The sequence below is a fragment of the Geobacillus vulcani PSS1 genome, assembly GCF_000733845.1.
Taxonomy (GTDB): domain Bacteria; phylum Bacillota; class Bacilli; order Bacillales; family Anoxybacillaceae; genus Geobacillus; species Geobacillus vulcani.
In genome coordinates, this window is record NZ_JPOI01000001.1 from 1,309,939 (window position 1) to 1,326,170 (window position 16,232).

The 16,232-nt window shown below is 49.1% G+C and carries 15 protein-coding genes and 1 pseudogene; 15 read left to right on the forward strand and 1 reads right to left on the reverse strand.

All coding sequences use genetic code 11. The features are described 5' to 3' along the window. The first annotated feature begins 3 nt into the window (after positions 1-3). The 11 genes from N685_RS0106975 (at position 4) to N685_RS0107030 (ending at position 10,173) form a co-directional block, all read left to right on the forward strand. Positions 4-750, forward strand: coding sequence for a sugar phosphate nucleotidyltransferase (locus N685_RS0106975; protein WP_031407030.1), 747 nt, complete (start codon positions 4-6; stop codon positions 748-750). Positions 751-765: 15 nt separating this feature from the next. Then, positions 766-1,329 carry a dTDP-4-dehydrorhamnose 3,5-epimerase gene (gene rfbC, locus N685_RS0106980; RefSeq protein ID WP_031407032.1) on the forward strand — a complete coding sequence of 188 codons (564 nt, stop codon included), beginning with the start codon at positions 766-768 and terminating at the stop codon, positions 1,327-1,329. Then, on the forward strand, positions 1,326-2,339 hold the full coding sequence (rfbB, locus tag N685_RS0106985; protein WP_031407034.1) for a dTDP-glucose 4,6-dehydratase: 1,014 nt from the start codon (positions 1,326-1,328) through the stop codon (positions 2,337-2,339). Before rfbC ends, rfbB begins: the two co-directional genes overlap by 4 nt. Positions 2,340-2,344: 5 nt before the next feature. After that, a complete protein-coding gene (rfbD, locus tag N685_RS0106990; protein ID WP_031407035.1) occupies positions 2,345-3,196 on the forward strand; it encodes a dTDP-4-dehydrorhamnose reductase in 852 nt (283 codons plus the stop codon). Further along, positions 3,193-4,260 carry a glycosyltransferase family 2 protein gene (locus N685_RS0106995; RefSeq protein WP_031407037.1) on the forward strand — a complete coding sequence of 356 codons (1,068 nt, stop codon included), beginning with the start codon at positions 3,193-3,195 and terminating at the stop codon, positions 4,258-4,260. The genes rfbD and N685_RS0106995 overlap by 4 nt, the downstream gene beginning before the upstream one ends. Positions 4,261-4,753: 493 nt before the next feature. Next, positions 4,754-5,116 (forward strand): flagellar protein FlaG, encoded by a 363-nt coding sequence (flaG, locus tag N685_RS0107000; protein ID WP_031407039.1) that lies wholly within the window; start codon positions 4,754-4,756, stop codon positions 5,114-5,116. A 15-nt stretch (positions 5,117-5,131) separates the two neighbouring features. Continuing rightward, positions 5,132-6,637, forward strand: a complete 1,506-nt coding sequence (locus N685_RS0107005) for a flagellar hook-associated protein 2 (protein ID WP_031407041.1) — start codon at positions 5,132-5,134, stop codon at positions 6,635-6,637. A 190-nt stretch (positions 6,638-6,827) separates the two neighbouring features. Then, positions 6,828-7,229, forward strand: coding sequence for a flagellar export chaperone FliS (gene fliS / locus N685_RS0107010; protein ID WP_031407043.1), 402 nt, complete (start codon positions 6,828-6,830; stop codon positions 7,227-7,229). After that, the gene (locus N685_RS0107015; protein WP_031407046.1) at positions 7,229-7,579 is read left to right on the forward strand and encodes a flagellar protein FliT; all 351 of its coding nucleotides are present in this window, start codon (positions 7,229-7,231) and stop codon (positions 7,577-7,579) included. The genes fliS and N685_RS0107015 overlap by 1 nt, the downstream gene beginning before the upstream one ends. An 11-nt stretch (positions 7,580-7,590) precedes the next feature. Beyond that, entirely contained in the window at positions 7,591-7,977 is a 387-nt protein-coding gene (locus tag N685_RS0107020) for a hypothetical protein (RefSeq protein ID WP_031407048.1), read from the forward strand. A gap of 528 nt (positions 7,978-8,505) precedes the next feature. Beyond that, positions 8,506-10,173, forward strand: coding sequence for an IS1634 family transposase (locus N685_RS0107030; RefSeq protein WP_031405759.1), 1,668 nt, complete (start codon positions 8,506-8,508; stop codon positions 10,171-10,173). Between the two features lie 91 nt (positions 10,174-10,264). On the opposite strand, the pseudogene N685_RS0107035 reads toward N685_RS0107030, so the two are convergent. Next, positions 10,265-11,131, reverse strand: a pseudogene (locus N685_RS0107035) (HD-GYP domain-containing protein); the annotation flags it as partial. Between the two features lie 174 nt (positions 11,132-11,305). On the opposite strand from N685_RS0107035, the gene hpf reads away from it, so the two are divergent. The 4 genes from hpf to prfB all read left to right on the forward strand — a co-directional run bounded on the left by hpf (position 11,306) and on the right by prfB (position 16,228). Beyond that, positions 11,306-11,854: a ribosome hibernation-promoting factor, HPF/YfiA family gene (gene hpf / locus N685_RS0107040; protein ID WP_020756759.1), complete on the forward strand. Its 549-nt coding sequence runs from the start codon at positions 11,306-11,308 to the stop codon at positions 11,852-11,854. An 80-nt stretch (positions 11,855-11,934) separates the two neighbouring features. Beyond that, positions 11,935-12,213 (forward strand): hypothetical protein, encoded by a 279-nt coding sequence (locus N685_RS20220; protein WP_337588979.1) that lies wholly within the window; start codon positions 11,935-11,937, stop codon positions 12,211-12,213. Positions 12,214-12,516: 303 nt separating this feature from the next. Continuing rightward, a complete protein-coding gene (secA, locus tag N685_RS0107050; protein ID WP_031407060.1) occupies positions 12,517-15,030 on the forward strand; it encodes a preprotein translocase subunit SecA in 2,514 nt (837 codons plus the stop codon). A gap of 93 nt (positions 15,031-15,123) precedes the next feature. Then, a protein-coding gene (gene prfB / locus N685_RS0107055; RefSeq protein ID WP_156961381.1) for a peptide chain release factor 2 occupies positions 15,124-16,228 on the forward strand; the annotation gives its coding sequence in 2 pieces (ribosomal slippage) (positions 15,124-15,198 and positions 15,200-16,228; 1,104 coding nt in all). Positions 16,229-16,232 lie beyond the last annotated feature (4 nt).

Here is a 16,232-nt window from a genome sequence, read left to right on the forward strand (position 1 = left end):
GCGATGAAAGGCATCATCCTCGCAGGTGGGACAGGCTCGCGTCTGTATCCTCTCACAAAAGTAACAAATAAACATTTGCTTCCAGTTGGCAAATATCCGATGATTTATCACGCCATCCACAAGTTGAAGGAAGCAGGAATGAGCGATATTTTAATTGTCACAGGGCGCGAGCATATGGGCGATGTTGTAAATTTGCTAGGAAGCGGTTCAGAGTTTGGTGTTCAGTTTACGTATAAAGTACAAGATCAAGCAGGGGGCATTGCCCAGGCGCTTGGATTGTGTGAAGCGTTTGTTGGTAATGATCTGATGACAGTTATTTTAGGGGACAATGTTTTTTCTGATAGTATTGCTCCTTATGTAGAAAATTTTAAAAGGCAACAAACAGGGGCAAAAATTTTAATTAAAGAGGTTAGTGATCCAGAACGTTTTGGTGTTCCGGAATTGGAAGGAGAACGAATTAAAAATATTGAGGAGAAACCAAAAACACCGAAAAGCAGTTATGCGGTAACGGGAATTTATATGTATGATGCGACAGTATTTGATATCATTCGAACGTTAAAGCCGTCTGCTCGCGGGGAGCTGGAAATTACTGATGTCAATAATGCTTATATTGCCCGTAATGAGTTGACATATGACGTATTAAAAGGTTGGTGGACGGATGCGGGGACGTACGCATCTTATTTACGAGCCAATGAGTTAGCAAAAGACATTGATTTTGGTGAATGGTTTAATAAAAACTTGAAACATTAAAAAAGGTGATGTTCCGTGCGAGTAATCGAAACGGATTTTGATGGGGTTATTATACTAGAGCCTATCGTGCATGAAGATACTCGAGGTTTTTTCATGGAAAGTTATAATGATCAGGTATTAAGTCAGTTAGGTATTTCAGTGAGATTCGTGCAAGATAATCATTCCCTTTCGATCAAAGCAGGGACAGTACGAGGGTTGCATTATCAACTGCATCCACAAGCGCAAGCAAAGCTTGTTCGCGTCACACGTGGCGTGATTTACGATGTTGTTGTGGATATTCGTAGAGGTTCTCCAACATTTGGCGAATGGCGCAGTTTTATTTTAAGTGAACATAATAAAAGGCAACTTTTCGTACCGAAAGGGTTTGCTCATGGCTTTTGTACATTAGTACCGAATACAGAAGTGCAATATAAGGTAGATGCATATTATTCAGCAGAATATGATCGAGGAATTTTTTGGAGAGACCCCGACTTGAAAATCGACTGGCCTGTAACAGAGGCCGTTTTGTCTGAAAAGGATGCGAGCCTTCCGCTTTTGAATAATGCACATATTAATTTTATTTGGGAGAGGACATCATGAATATTCTTGTGACTGGTGGCGCTGGTTTCATCGGTAGCAATTTTATTCGCTATATGCTAAATAAGTACCACGATTATAGAATTGTAAACTATGACTTGTTAACGTATGCAGGAAATTTAGAAAGTTTACAAGACGTGCAAACAAACGAACGTTATCTATTTGTGAGGGGGGATATTTGTAACGCTCAGTTGGTTGATTATATCGTAAAAACCTATCACATTGATGTTATTGTCAATTTTGCGGCAGAATCGCACGTTGACCGCAGCATTTCTAATCCTTGTGCTTTCGTTCAAACCAATGTATTGGGTACACAAGTGTTACTCGATATTGCTAAGTCTAATCAAATTCAAAAATATGTTCAAATTTCAACAGATGAAGTGTATGGAAGTTTAGGAGAAACAGGATATTTTACTGAGGAAACACCATTGGCGCCCAACAGCCCTTACTCCGCCAGTAAAGCAAGTGCCGATTTGCTTGTAAGAGCATATCACGCCACATATGGATTAAATGTAAATATTACACGTTGTTCAAATAATTATGGTCCGTATCAGTTTCCTGAGAAACTGATCCCATTAATCATTACAAATGCCATAGAAGGAAAAGACATTCCTATTTATGGCGATGGTCAAAATGTGCGCGACTGGCTTCATGTAAAAGATCATTGCTCAGCAATTGATTTAGTGATTCATAGAGGGAAGTCAGGAGAGATATACAACATTGGAGGGCATAATGAGCGAACAAACAATGAAATTGTCCATTTCATTGTTGAAAAATTAGGAGCTTCTAAGTCATTAATTAAATATATAGCCGATCGTCCTGGGCATGATCGACGCTACGCAATTGACCCTACGAAAATTACGACTGAACTTGGATGGGAACCAAAGTATACGCTTGATAAAGGAATTGAAGAAACCATTCAATGGTATATTGACCATGTCGATTGGTGGCGACGAATGAAAGCTGGGGAGTATGTACATTTCTATCAAAACCAATACGGTGACAGAAAATGATTAATCTGAAGGTCGTTGTTACAGGGGCAAAGGGACAACTAGGTAAGGAACTAGTCAAATGGTTTCGACAAATGGAATGGAATGTCTATGGATATGATAAAGATGAGCTTGATATTACAGATGCTCAACAAGTGATAAGTGTGCTCGGGCATATTCATCCCCATGTTGTTGTTCATGCAGGTGCGTATACAAAAGTCGATGAAGCAGAGAAAGAAAAAGAAAAGGCCTTTTTCGTTAATGCATATGGAACAAGGAATGTAGCTGTAGCTGCTGAAAAGGTAGGGGCAAAGCTTGTTTATGTTAGTACAGATTACGTATTTGATGGTGCACAAAGGGTGCCTTATCATGAGTTTTCCAGTCCTAATCCCATTAATATTTATGGAAAAAGTAAATTGGCAGGCGAGCAATTTGTGCGCGATTTTCATTCTAGGTTTTTTATTGTTCGTACATCTTGGGTATTTGGGGCTTATGGAAATAATTTTGTGAAAACCATGTTACGACTTGCAAAAGAGAAGGAAGAAATTTTAGTTGTTGATGACCAATATGGATGCCCTACATATGCAGTAGATTTAGTGCAAAAAATTTATGAACTTGTCCAAACAGAAAAATATGGATTGTATCATATATCTAATACAGGCTACTGTTCTTGGTATGAGTTTGCTAAAATTATTTTCTCCGAGATGGGAGTCAATGTCCGTGTTCAACGTTGCGGGACGAAAGATTATCTCCGACTAGCAGCCCGTCCTTCTTATTCTGTTTTTGACCATATGGCATTACGATTAAATGGGTTTGAACTACTTCGTCATTGGCGTGATGCATTGCGAGAATTTTTACATGCGTATGAGGTGAAACATTGAAAACCCTAGCTTTGGTTATGATCGTAAAAAACGAAGAACAAAATTTAGGTCGCTGTTTGCAGAGTATCAAAAATATAGTGGACGAAATGATAGTTGTTGATACAGGGTCAACGGATGATACAAGGGAAGTTGCCTATTCATTCGGTGCAAAAGTTTTCAATTTTGCATGGAGGCAAGACTTTTCGGCAGCCAGAAATTATGCACTCGAGCAATCAACGTGTGATTGGAATCTCGTGCTGGATGCCGATGAGTATGTGGTTAATGACTGTGGAAGAGAGATTCGTCATTTTCTTGAAAATGGTTGTCAAAGGATAGGTCGTATCAAACGAATCGATGAATTTATTCAAAATGGTGAAAAACGACATGCCCAGTCGTATTTATCACGATTGTTACCTAAAGGTGTTAAATACACTGGGAAAATTCACGAGCAGGTTGATTCGACCTTGCCACGTGAAAACATTAATGTCGAAGTGTACCATGATGGTTATATTCAAACTAATAAAACAGAAAGAAACTTAGAGCTATTGTTACAGGAACTAAAGAAGCACCCGGAGGACGACTATATTTTATATCAGATCGGTAAGCAATATAAATTATTGCAACAGTTCGTCCGTTCTGAAATATATTTTGAGAAAAGTCATTCGCTTGCTTCCTCATATGCTTGGTATCGTCATAGTTTAGTTGTAGATTATTTATATGTACTCATGGCTAATCGTTCATTTGAAAAAGGATTACAATTAATAGCGATGGAGCAAGAAAAACTGCAAGACTTACCAGATTTCCATTTTGCATGCGCTTTATTTTATATGGAGGCAGCTTTCTGTAATTCGGACCAATATGCTCATCTATTTCCATTCATTGAAAAGTCATTTGTCCGTTGCCTTGAGATTGGAGAAACAGACAACTATGATCGAGTGCGGGGGACGGGTAGCTTTCTAGCAGCTTACAACCTTGGAGTATTTTACGAAGTAACGGGACAAACGGAGAAAGCAATCAGTTTTTATAAGCGAGCTGCGAATGAAGGATATGAAAAAGCTGTTGAGCGATTGAACATGTTGATATAGAAACTACCGTGGGAATCGTTAAGCCTTAGAGTTTGACGAGCAACATGGATTCTGCTGCATAACAAGGCGAGGACAGAAAATCTCTAAAGTAGTAAGGCGGCCAAAAATGGATTGCTGAATATTTCGGGTTATACGGCTCAACGTGTTATAAATGGTATACTGAGAAAGCGAAGCGGAAAATGCATTTTTATTAATTGGCTCGATGATTATGGGTTGATTGTTATGATGCCTAATGATTTTGATCAATATCGGTTTAAACGGCCCGAGCAGTTACTTGAGACGAGCGGAATTCTGGTGCGAGAGAGGACCCGGTGTCGGACATAACGTAGCATCATTTTCCCGGCCCCTCTCTTTTGTTTTTGCTATCTTCATTATCCCACATCTCCCCGAGTCGCCTTTCGTTCGCATGAAATTGCTCTTCCCCCCTTTACATCTCCTGCTTCCCATCCGATATAAACGATAGAAAGCGTCCAAAACTAAAGGAGCGGATCGTATGACGATTGAACGGTTGTCTTCTTCGTTTCCTTCGTATGAACCGATGCGAAATGACCAAGCGAAGGCGAGCGCTGGGGTGGCGGCGGTGCGGCCGCCGGAACGGGAAGAGTCTGCTTCTTCTCCTGCGCGGCTGTTTTCGCACGATGAGTTGGAGAATGTGGTCAATGGACTGAATGAGTTGTTGCAGCCGAGTCATACATCAATTCGGTTTGAGCTGCATAAGGAGCTGAATGAGTACTACGTGCAAGTGGTCGATGAAAAGACGCATGAGGTGATCCGCGAAATTCCGCCGAAAAAGCTGCTGGATATGTATGCAGCGATGATGGAGTTTGTCGGATTGTTGGTGGATCGAAAAATTTAACGGTGGTGAAGACAGATGGCAGGGAATTTGCGCATTAGCGGTTTGGCGAGCGGGATGGATATTGATCAAATCGTCAAAGATTTGATGAAAGCAGAGCGGATGCCGCTGGATAAGCTCCAGCAAAAAAAGCAGCTGCTCGAGTGGCAGCGCGATGATTACCGGGCGATGAACACGCTGTTGCAAGGGCTGGATGATTACTTGTTTTCGAACATCACTCTCCAAAGCAGCATGCTCAAAAAAACGGTCTCAAGCTCGAATGAGGCGGCCGTAACGGCGACCGCGAGCTCCAGCGCGGCGAATGTGGCGACGACGATTCAGGTCGATCGGGTGGCCACCTCGGCCGTCTGGCTGTCCGATGAAGCGGTAAGGGTGGACAAGGCGAGTTTTTCCGTTGCCGCTGATACGACGTTGACGATCAATGTGACGAACGGGGATGGGAGCACGAAGCAGGCGACGATCACGGTGAAACAAGGAACGACGCTGGACGGGTTGATCGCCCAGCTCAACAACAATGCCGATCTTGGCGTCAGCGCGTTTTACGATGAAAAAACCGGGCGGATTTCGATCATGAAAAAAGAGACGGGGGCGCAGGCGAGCTTGGTGCTCGCTGATCAGACGACGGCTGACTTTTTCGCGCAAAAGCTTGGGTTTACGGGAGCCGCGGCAGGGCAGGATTTGACAGGAAAAACAGCGGGGCAAGACGCGCAAGTGACGTTGAACGGCTTGACGACGACCCGTTCGTCGAACACGTTTACGATTAATGGCGTGACGTATACCGTGAAGGGAACGGGGACGGCGACGGTGTCGGTTTCGACCGATGTCGACGCGATGGTGAACGTGATAAAAGGGTTTGTCGATAAATACAATGAAGTGATCGCCAAAATCAACGCCGAGTTGAAAGAAGAGCGCTACCGCGATTATCCGCCGCTCACCGATGAGCAAAAAGAAGCGATGACGGAAAAACAAGTGGAGCTGTGGGAAGAAAAAGCACGGAGCGGCATGCTTCGCGGCGATTCGATTTTGTCGAGCGCCCTCAGCCAAATGCGGATGGATTTGTATACGAAAGTCGAAGGAACGAACATCCCGAGCGGGTTTTCGCAGTTGGCGCAGCTTGGCATCACGACGTCGTCGAACTACCTCGATGGCGGGAAATTGATCATTGACGAGACGAAGCTGCGGGAGAAGATTAAAGAAAACCCGGAAGCGGTGTACCAGCTGTTTAATCAGGATAGCACGAATCAAGCGGAAAAAGGCCTTGCCCGCCGTTTGCGCGATACGATCAAGGCGACGATCGGAAAGATTGAGCAGAAGGCGGGGAAGACGATTTGGACGAACCAGCAGTTTGCGATCGGACGCGACTTGATTCAAATTAATGACCAGATTGACCGTTTTCAAGACCGCTTGAAACAAATTGAAGACCGCTACTATCGCCAATTCACCGCGATGGAAGAGGCGATTCAGCGCGCCAATCAGCAAAGCATGTATTTGATGAACGCCTTTGGCGGCGGCATGCAAAGGTAACGGATCGGCGGATGAAGGCTAAGGCCGCCATCGCGGCGACAGTGAGTCAAGAGGCGAACCCGCTCACGAGCGGCAACGAATAAAGGACGTTCGGCGCTGTAAGCGGTGAACGGGGTCGACGCGGCCCGTTGCGCTGAATAAGCTGCTGGCTTTGCGATGGGGTGAACATCATAGAAGAGGAGTGATCGGGATGGCAACGAACAATCCGTATCAACACTACCAAACGAACGCCGTGCAGACGGCGTCGCCTGGCGAGCTGACGCTCATGCTGTATAACGGCTGCTTGAAGTTTATCAAGCTCGCGCGCCAGGCGATAGAAGCGGGCGATGTGGCGGCGCGCAACGAGAACTTGATTAAAGCGCAAAAGATTATTTTGGAATTGATGGCGACGCTGAAAATGGAATATGACGTCGCCAAATCGATGATGACGATGTATGACTACATCTACCGCCGCCTGGTCGAGGCGAATGTGAAGCACGATGCGGCGATTTTGGATGAAGTGGAAGGGTATGTCACGGAGTTTCGCGATACGTGGAAGCAAGTGATTCAGCTCAATCGGCAGCGCCAATACGCGGAAGGCGGGCAGGCGTAATGAGCGTGCGCGAAGTTTGGCAGTTGACGCGCGAATTGCTCGAAGCGACCGCTCTGCCGTGGCCAGCTGAGGAGCGCGAGGCGCGGCTTGTGCAAGTGGATGAGCTGCTTCGGCGGCGTGAAGAGTGGCTTCGGGAGCTGCGGCCGCCATACAGCGAGGAAGAGCAGCGGCTTGGCCGCGAGATCGTTGCTTGGAATCGAGAGATTGAAGCGCGGCTTCGTCAAGTGCGCGATGAGATTGGCAGCGATTTGCGGATCACCGAGGCGAAGCGGCAGGCGAATGCCCGCTATGTTCATCCGTACGAGCAGCCGCTTTCGTTCGATGGAATGTTTTACGATAAACGGCGATAGGTGGAATGGATATGGCAAAATTGACGAGCGACGCGCTGGACATCATCCGCCAATACGCCGCGTTGCTCGAGACAGTCGAAGAAGGGCTCGACTATGTTGAAGCGAGCTTTTCTGACCCGCGGCGGATGCATGCGGACGTGCTGCTTTCGGATGTGTTGCTGGCGCTTGGGAAAATCGGCGAGACGAATGTGTATCTAGAGCAGCTGTTCGCTGAGGAGAACGATTTCGTCCAGCATCTTGAACGGTTTGTCGATGTGCTCGACGCGGCCGCGGCACTTGACGGGCAGTTTTCTGATGCAGCGGCAAAGGAGCGGATTGTTTGCGGACGGTTGTCACCGGCGTTTCAAGCTTGGAAGGCGGCGGTTTCCGGCCGGCTGCGGCGGTATGTCGTGCAGTGAAGAACGAACGGCGGCGCTTTGGCAGCCATTCAAGTGAAAGCGGGTGTCCTCTTGATGGAAGCGAGGGCACCCGCTTTTGTGCGGCAGGGCGAATGAGACAAAGCGTTCGTTCGCCTGTTTTTGCTGTGGGCGGCAAGGGGGGCAAATGGCCTTGACAATGGTGATGTTCATTTCTTTTCGCAAGTCAATCTCATAAGGGCTTTTCAGCTCCTCGCCCGCAGGGTTTTTGATGACACGGACGACTGGGCGGAGCGGGAAGCCGGGAAACACTTGCGAGACGACGCCGACGTGCCCGGTGTTGAGCAGCACCGTCGTGGCGACCGGGTAGATGGCGATGTAGGAAAGAAACAGTTTAATGAGCCCGAGTTCGACAGTTTTGAGGTCATTTTAGGCAAATGAAAATGGCCAAAATGCTGTTATATCAAGGGTTTCACCACGCCTCCCCTAGAAAAAAACGTCGAATTTAATAGGCACACGATTTATTAATTTTCCCTTTTAAAAATAAAGTTTATAATTTATAATATAGGCATGTACATACGACGAGTTACACGCAAAAACAAAGATGGAACAACCGTGGCGTATCTCCAGCTTGCTCACAACGAATGGGATCCGAAGGCCAAATATGCGAAAGCGAAGGTGATTTATTCGTTCGGGCGCGAAGACGAAGTGGATCGCGCTGTCTTGGAGCGTCTGGCCAAAAGCATTTCGCGATTCCTTTCTCCTGAGCAGGCTTGGGAAGTCGAAACGTTGACAGGAGAAGCTTCCGATGACTTTCAATTCCAGTCATGCAAACACCTCGGCGGCGTCTGGCTCTTGGATCAGCTCTGGAGACAACTGGGGTTGGGAGAGATTCTCCACTCCTTGTTTACCTCCCGACATCACCAGATTTCGCTGGAACGGCTGATTTTTGCCATGGTGGCGAATCGCGCCCTTCATCCGTCAAGCAAGTTGGCGATGGAGGAGTGGGTGGAGAAAGACGTGTATATCCCTCACCTTCCTCAAGCCGCCAGCCACCAGTTGTACCGGGCGATGGATGAACTGCTGGCCGTGCAGCCGGAATTGGAACGTCAAGTGTTCCATGCTGTGGCCGATTTATTGAATTTGGAAGTCGACTTGATTTACTTCGATACGACTTCGTCGTACTTCGAAGTGGATCCCTCTGAAACACCGGAAGGAGAATCGCTTCGAAAACAAGGATTCTCGAAAGACAAACGCCCAGACTTGGTTCAAATCGTCATTGGGCTGGCTGTCACCCGGGAAGGAATCCCGATTCGCGCTTGGGTATGGCCTGGCAATACGATGGACATGACGGTCATCAAACAGGTGAAACAAGACTTGATTGGCTGGAAGCTTGGACGTGTGATCAGCGTCATGGACCGCGGCTTTTCCTCTGAAGAGAATTTGCGAATCTTGCAACAGGCCGGCGGACACTACATTGTCGGCGAAAAAATGCGATCCGGCAAAGCCGCCGTCGAAGAGGCCTTAAGCCGTCGCGGACGTTATCATGAAGTGGACGAGAATTTGCACATCAAAGAAATCATCGTCGGCGACGGAGAAGCGCGTCAGCGCTATGTTCTCGTGTACAATCCCAGCGAAGCCGAACGCCAACGCAAGGAGCGAGAAAAGCTGCTCGAATCGCTGAAAGAGGAGTTAAAAGGGCTTCGCCAACTCCCAAACGAAGCCCATCATAAGGCGACCTGCCGGTTGCGTTCCCATCCGTCCTACGGAAAATACTTGCGCCAGTTGAAGGACGGAACCCTTCGCATCGACAAGCAAGCGGTTCGTGACGCGGAAAAGTACGACGGCAAATATCTCATCCGGACATCCGATGACACCTTGTCTGCCGAAGATGTCGCCATCGGGTATAAGCAGCTGGTGGATATTGAGCAGGCCTTCCGAACATTGAAGTCTACATTGGAATTGCGGCCTATGTATCATCGCTTGGAAGACCGCATTCGGGCACATGTGCTGCTCAGTTGGCTTGCTCTCTTGTTAGTTCGGATCGTGGAGATTCGAACCCATGAATCGTGGCCGAACGTAAGGGACGAATGCGAACGTCTCATGCTTGGACATTTTTCTTCAAAAAACGGTGACCTTTATCAACGAACCGAACTGACGGCCAAACAGGCTCAATTCTTTGCGGCTCTAGGGCTGGAGCCTCCTCCGAAGATTCTAGGCATTCATCCTCGCACCTAGATACACGCCCAAAGTATGCCCAAATGCCTCTCGTCCCTTTGGTATCAAGGGATGAGAGGCATTTTGTTTGCCTAGTGACTGTCGAACTCGGGATGAGTTCAAAGTCGAGAACGCCGCCAGCGGCGGATAAGTATTCAGCCGCTTCGTGCGGCGAATATTGTTTTCGGTGGTAGCGCGCCGATGTCAAGGCGTCAAAGACGTCGGCGATAGCGACGATGCGGGCGTATTCGTGAATCTCGTTTCCAGACAACGCGCGCGGGTAGCCGCTGCCGTCGCACCGCTCGTGGTGCTGCAGGGCGCAATGGGCGGAAAAAAGCGAAATGTTGCGCTGGCGTCGCAAGAGTTCAAAGCCGAGATACGTATGGCGACGGATGATTTCCTTTTCCTCTTCGGTCAGTTCGCCTTTTTTCCGCCAAAGGCCATCGGGCAGCTGGGTCATGCCGATGTCAAACAGCAACGCCCCGATGCCAAGGTCGAGCAGCTGCTCGGGGCGGTAGCCTTTGGCGATGCCGATGACACCGGCGATCGTCGCCACGTTGACCGAATGGTGGAAAAAGTAGCCGTTGGAGATGACCAAGTCCGACAGATTGATGAGCAAGTTTTCCTGTTTCAGCAAGTAATCCAAAATGTTTTTGAACACTTTTTCATACTCTTTTCCTAAATCGAGCGACGAGACGCGGTGAAGCAGTTTTTTCTGATTGATCAGCGCCGTCATTGTCTCATACACTTTTTTCACCGCCTGTTGGCGCACGGTCGGGCTGATGAGCGGGCGCGGGCGGATGTCATATGTTTGTTTGTCGTCAATATAAATGTATTGAACCCCTTTTTGCGCTAAAGAACGGATGTAGCCGCTGGTCAGCCGCACGCCGCGCGACAAAAGAACGCTGCCGTTGGCGGCGAATAAGTCGACGGCAAGCATGTCGCCGCTTTTCGCATGGGAAATATGGATCTTTCGCATTCGTTCACACACTCCGTACCTTCCACATCATAAGAAAAAACACCTATGCCTATCTTACCATATTTTCCTATGTTTTTCACAAAATCTTCGAAAATATTTTTGATTGAAGCAGGGATTTGATGGGTAATAGAAGAATGTAGGGATCTACAGTTTTAAGATAAGGAGTGGTCAGCGATGATGTATAACGTTCGCGGAGAAAACCTCGAAGTCACGCCAGCGTTGCGCGAGTATGTAGAGAAAAAAATCGGGAAACTGGAACGCTACTTTGATGGCACTGATGATGTGTATGTGCACGTCAATTTAAAAGTTTACAACGATGGACAAGGGAAAATCGAGGTGACCATTCCGATGCCGCATTTGTTGCTGCGCGCTGAAGAGCGCCATGAGGATATGTATGCGGCGATCGATTTAGTAACCGATAAACTGGAGCGGCAAATCCGCAAACATAAAACGAAAGTCAATCGGAAGCTGCGTGACCGTGAGAAAGAAGCGAAGCTGGCTGCCCCTGTCTCGATCGGCGCTTCCGCAGCGGAGAATGAAGAGGAGTTTGAAATCGTGCGCACGAAGCACTTCAGCTTGAAGCCGATGGACAGCGAAGAAGCGATTTTGCAGATGAATTTGTTAGGGCACAACTTCTTCATTTTCACGAACGCGGAAACGAACCGGACGAACATTGTTTACCGCCGCAAAGACGGAAAGTACGGACTGATCGAGGCGAATTGAATCACCCTTCTATGCGCATCCCCTGCTTTTTTTGGCAGGGGATGTTATAATATGCGTGAAGGAAGCAAAAGGGGGGAACGATGGAGGAACTGCTGCGTCGAATATGGTCCAAGTTGGATAACATGGAACAAGGATTTTTGGCGTTTCAAGAAGAAACTCGCCAACGGTTTGCACAGATGGATGAACGGTTTGCCCAGATTGACGAATGCTTTGCTCAAATTAATGAGCGTTTTGTGCAGATCGACGGCCGTTTAGCAGAAATGAGCGGGCAAATGGGTTCGCTGACGGCTCGCGTTGAAGCGCTTGAAGGCCGCGTCGATGAAATGAACGGGCGCATCAGCCGTCTTGAACAAGATTAGACCGTGTGGAAGCGGAGTTGGCGAAAGTGAAAGAAACGCTTTATCGCGTCGAAACGCAGCTTGTGGATGATGTGCAACTATGACTTCGCAAAATTCGTGAAAAAGTGGAGGAGAAAAGTTTTGAAATTGATGCGCTGAATCGGCGCCTTCACCATGCGGAAGCGGTGATTGAGCAGCTTCCGTCCAAGGCGTGATCCCCTCTCTTGGACATGCCCCTCTCCCAGCCTGTACAACAGTTGTCACTGATCCCTGTATAATGATATGATGAATAAGTGAGTCCATGAAAAATAAGGAGCGTTTCCTATGCTTGGAGTCTTAAAAAAAGTATTTGACCCGAACAAGCGTCAGTTGGCAAGACTGGAGAAAATTGCGGATCAAGTGGATGCGCTCGGTCCGGAGATGGCCCGACTGTCCGATGAACAGCTGCGGCAAAAAACCGAGGAGTTTAAAGCCCGCTATCAGCAAGGCGAATCGCTCGATGACTTGCTTGTTGAGGCGTTTGCTGTTGTGCGCGAAGGAGCGAAGCGCGTCCTCGGTTTGTACCCATATAAAGTGCAAATTATGGGCGGCGTCGTCTTGCATGAAGGCGACATCGCCGAGATGAAAACCGGGGAAGGGAAAACGTTGACGGCGACGATGCCTGTCTATTTGAACGCCTTGACGGGGCGCGGCGTGCATGTCGTGACGGTCAACGAATACTTGGCGACGCGCGATGCGACGGAAATGGGCAAGCTGTATGAGTTTTTAGGCATGACCGTCGGCTTGAACTTGAGCGGTATGTCGCGCGAAGAAAAGCAGGCGGCGTACAATGCCGACATTACGTACGGAACGAACAACGAGTTTGGTTTCGACTATTTGCGCGACAACATGGTCCTCTATAAGGAGCATATTGTGCAGCGGCCGCTCTATTACGCGATCATCGACGAGGTCGACTCGATTTTGATCGATGAGGCGCGGACGCCGCTCATCATTTCCGGCACGGCGCAAAAGTCGACAAAGCTGTACGTGCAGGCGAATGCGTTTGTGCGCACGTTGCGCAAAGATGTCGATTACACATACGATGAAAAAACGAAAAGCGTCCAGCTGACGGAAGAAGGGATCAACAAAGCCGAGCGGGCGTTTGGCATCGACAACTTGTTTGATTTGAAACACGTCACGCTCAACCACCACATTCAGCTGGCGCTGCGGGCGCACGTAACGATGCAGCGCGACGTCGATTACGTCGTGCAAGACGGAAAAGTGATCATCGTCGACCCGTTCACCGGGCGTTTGATGCACGGCCGCCGCTACAGCGACGGGTTGCATCAAGCCATCGAGGCGAAAGAAGGGCTCGAGATTCAAAACGAGTCGATGACCTTAGCGACGATTACGTTCCAAAACTACTTCCGCATGTATGAAAAGTTGGCGGGGATGACGGGGACGGCGAAGACGGAAGAGGAAGAGTTCCGCAACATTTACAATATGCGCGTCGTCGTCATCCCGACGAATCGTCCGGTCATTCGTGAAGACCGTCCGGATTTGATTTATCGGACGATGGAAGGGAAGTTCCGCGCCGTGGTTGAGGACATCGCCGCCCGCCATGCGAAAGGGCAGCCGGTGCTCGTCGGCACGGTGGCGATCGAAACGTCCGAGATGTTGTCGGAGATGCTCAAAAAACGAGGCATCCCGCACAACGTTTTAAACGCGAAAAACCATGCGAAAGAGGCGGAGATCATTGCCCAAGCGGGGCAAAAAGGCGCGGTGACGATCGCGACGAACATGGCCGGGCGCGGGACGGACATTAAGCTCGGCGAAGGGGTCAAAGAGCTCGGCGGATTGGCCGTCATTGGCACGGAGCGTCACGAAAGCCGGAGGATCGATAACCAGCTGCGCGGTCGCTCGGGACGCCAAGGCGATCCGGGGGTGTCGCAGTTTTACTTGTCGCTTGAGGATGAGTTGATGCGCCGCTTTGGTTCCGAGAGCCTCATGGCCATGATGGACCGCCTTGGGATGGACGACTCGCAGCCGATTCAAAGCAAAATGGTGACGAAAGCGGTCGAGTCGGCGCAAAAACGGGTGGAAGGCAACAACTTCGATGCCCGCAAACAGCTGCTTCAATATGACGATGTCCTGCGCGAACAGCGGGAAATCATTTACCGCCAGCGCTACGAAGTGCTCGATTCCGACAACTTGCGCGGCATTATCGAAAAGATGATCCAATCGGTCATTGAACGCGTCGTCCATGCCCATACGCCGAAAGAAGACTTGCCGGAAGAGTGGAACCTAAAAGGGCTCGTGGATTATCTCAACGCCCATCTGCTTCCGGAAGGCGATGTGACGGAAGCCGACTTGCACGGCAAAGAGCCCGAAGAGATGATCGAGCTCATTTGGGAGAAAGTCAAAGCGCGTTACGATGAAAAAGAAGCGCAAATTCCGCCGGAACAAATGCGCGAGTTTGAACGCGTCGTCGTCTTGCGCGCCGTTGACATGAAATGGATGAACCATATTGACGCAATGGAGCAGCTCCGCCAAGGCATCCATTTGCGCGCCTACGGGCAAGTCGACCCGTTGCGCGAATACCAAATGGAAGGGTATGCGATGTTCGAAAACATGATCGCTGCGATTGAAGAGGAAGTCGCCACCTATATCATGAAGGCGGAAATCCACCATAACCTTGAGCGCCAAGAGGTGGCCAAAGGCGAAGCGGTTCACCCGAAAGAAGACGGCGAGGAGCCGAAGCGAAAACCAGTTCGCCGGGCGGTGCGCGTCGGCCGCAACGACCCGTGCCCGTGCGGTAGCGGGAAAAAATATAAACATTGTTGCGGAAGAGTGGTATAACCGTTTATAAATAATAAAGGGAGGCTCCGCCTCCCTTTTGAATGGCAGATATGAATCATTGGCATACTATATTCATGATGAGGTGAGGACAACATGATCGATTTGGTGGAAATTAAGCAAGAGCTCGAGAAAATGGCTAAGCGATTAGCGGAAATCAGGGGGTCTCTTTGACCTCGACACGAAGCAGGCGCGTATTCGCGAATTAGAAGAACGGATGGCGGCGCCCAACTTTTGGGATGACCAGAAGGCGGCGCAGGCAGTCATTTCCGAAGCGAATGCGCTCAAAGACCTCGTCGAGGAATTTTCCTCGCTTGAAGAACGGTTTGACAACTTGGAAGTGACGTACGAACTGCTTAAGGAAGAGCCGGATGACGAACTGCAAGCCGAGCTTGTAGAGGAAGCGAAAAAGCTGATGAAAGACTTCAGCGAGTTCGAGCTGCAGCTGCTGCTCAACGAACCGTACGACCAAAACAATGCGATTTTGGAACTCCATCCCGGCGCAGGCGGCACCGAGTCGCAAGACTGGGCGTCGATGCTGTTGCGCATGTATACGCGCTGGGCGGAGAAAAAAGGGTTTAAAGTGGAAACGCTCGACTACCTGCCGGGCGAGGAAGCCGGGATCAAGAGCGTCACGCTGCTCATCAAAGGCCGGAATGCCTATGGGTATCTCAAAGCGGAAAAAGGGGTGCACCGGCTTGTCCGCATCTCGCCGTTTGACGCCTCGGGCCGCCGGCACACGTCGTTTGTGTCATGCGAAGTGGTGCCGGAGATGGACGAAAACATCGAAATCGAGATTCGTCCGGATGAGCTGAAGATTGACACGTACCGCTCCAGCGGCGCGGGCGGGCAGCACGTCAATACGACCGATTCGGCGGTGCGCATCACCCATTTGCCGACCGGGATTGTCGTCACGTGCCAATCGGAGCGGTCGCAAATCCAAAACCGCGAAAAAGCGATGAATATGTTGAAAGCGAAACTGTATCAAAAGAAACTCGAGGAACAGCAAGCTGAACTGGCCGAGCTGCGCGGTGAGCAAAAAGAAATCGGCTGGGGGAACCAGATCCGTTCGTACGTCTTCCATCCGTATTCGCTTGTCAAAGACCATCGGACGAACGTCGAGGTCGGCAATGTGCAAGCGGTGATGGATGGGGAGATTGATGTGTTTATTGACGCGTATTTACGTGCGAAGTTGAAGTAAAGGG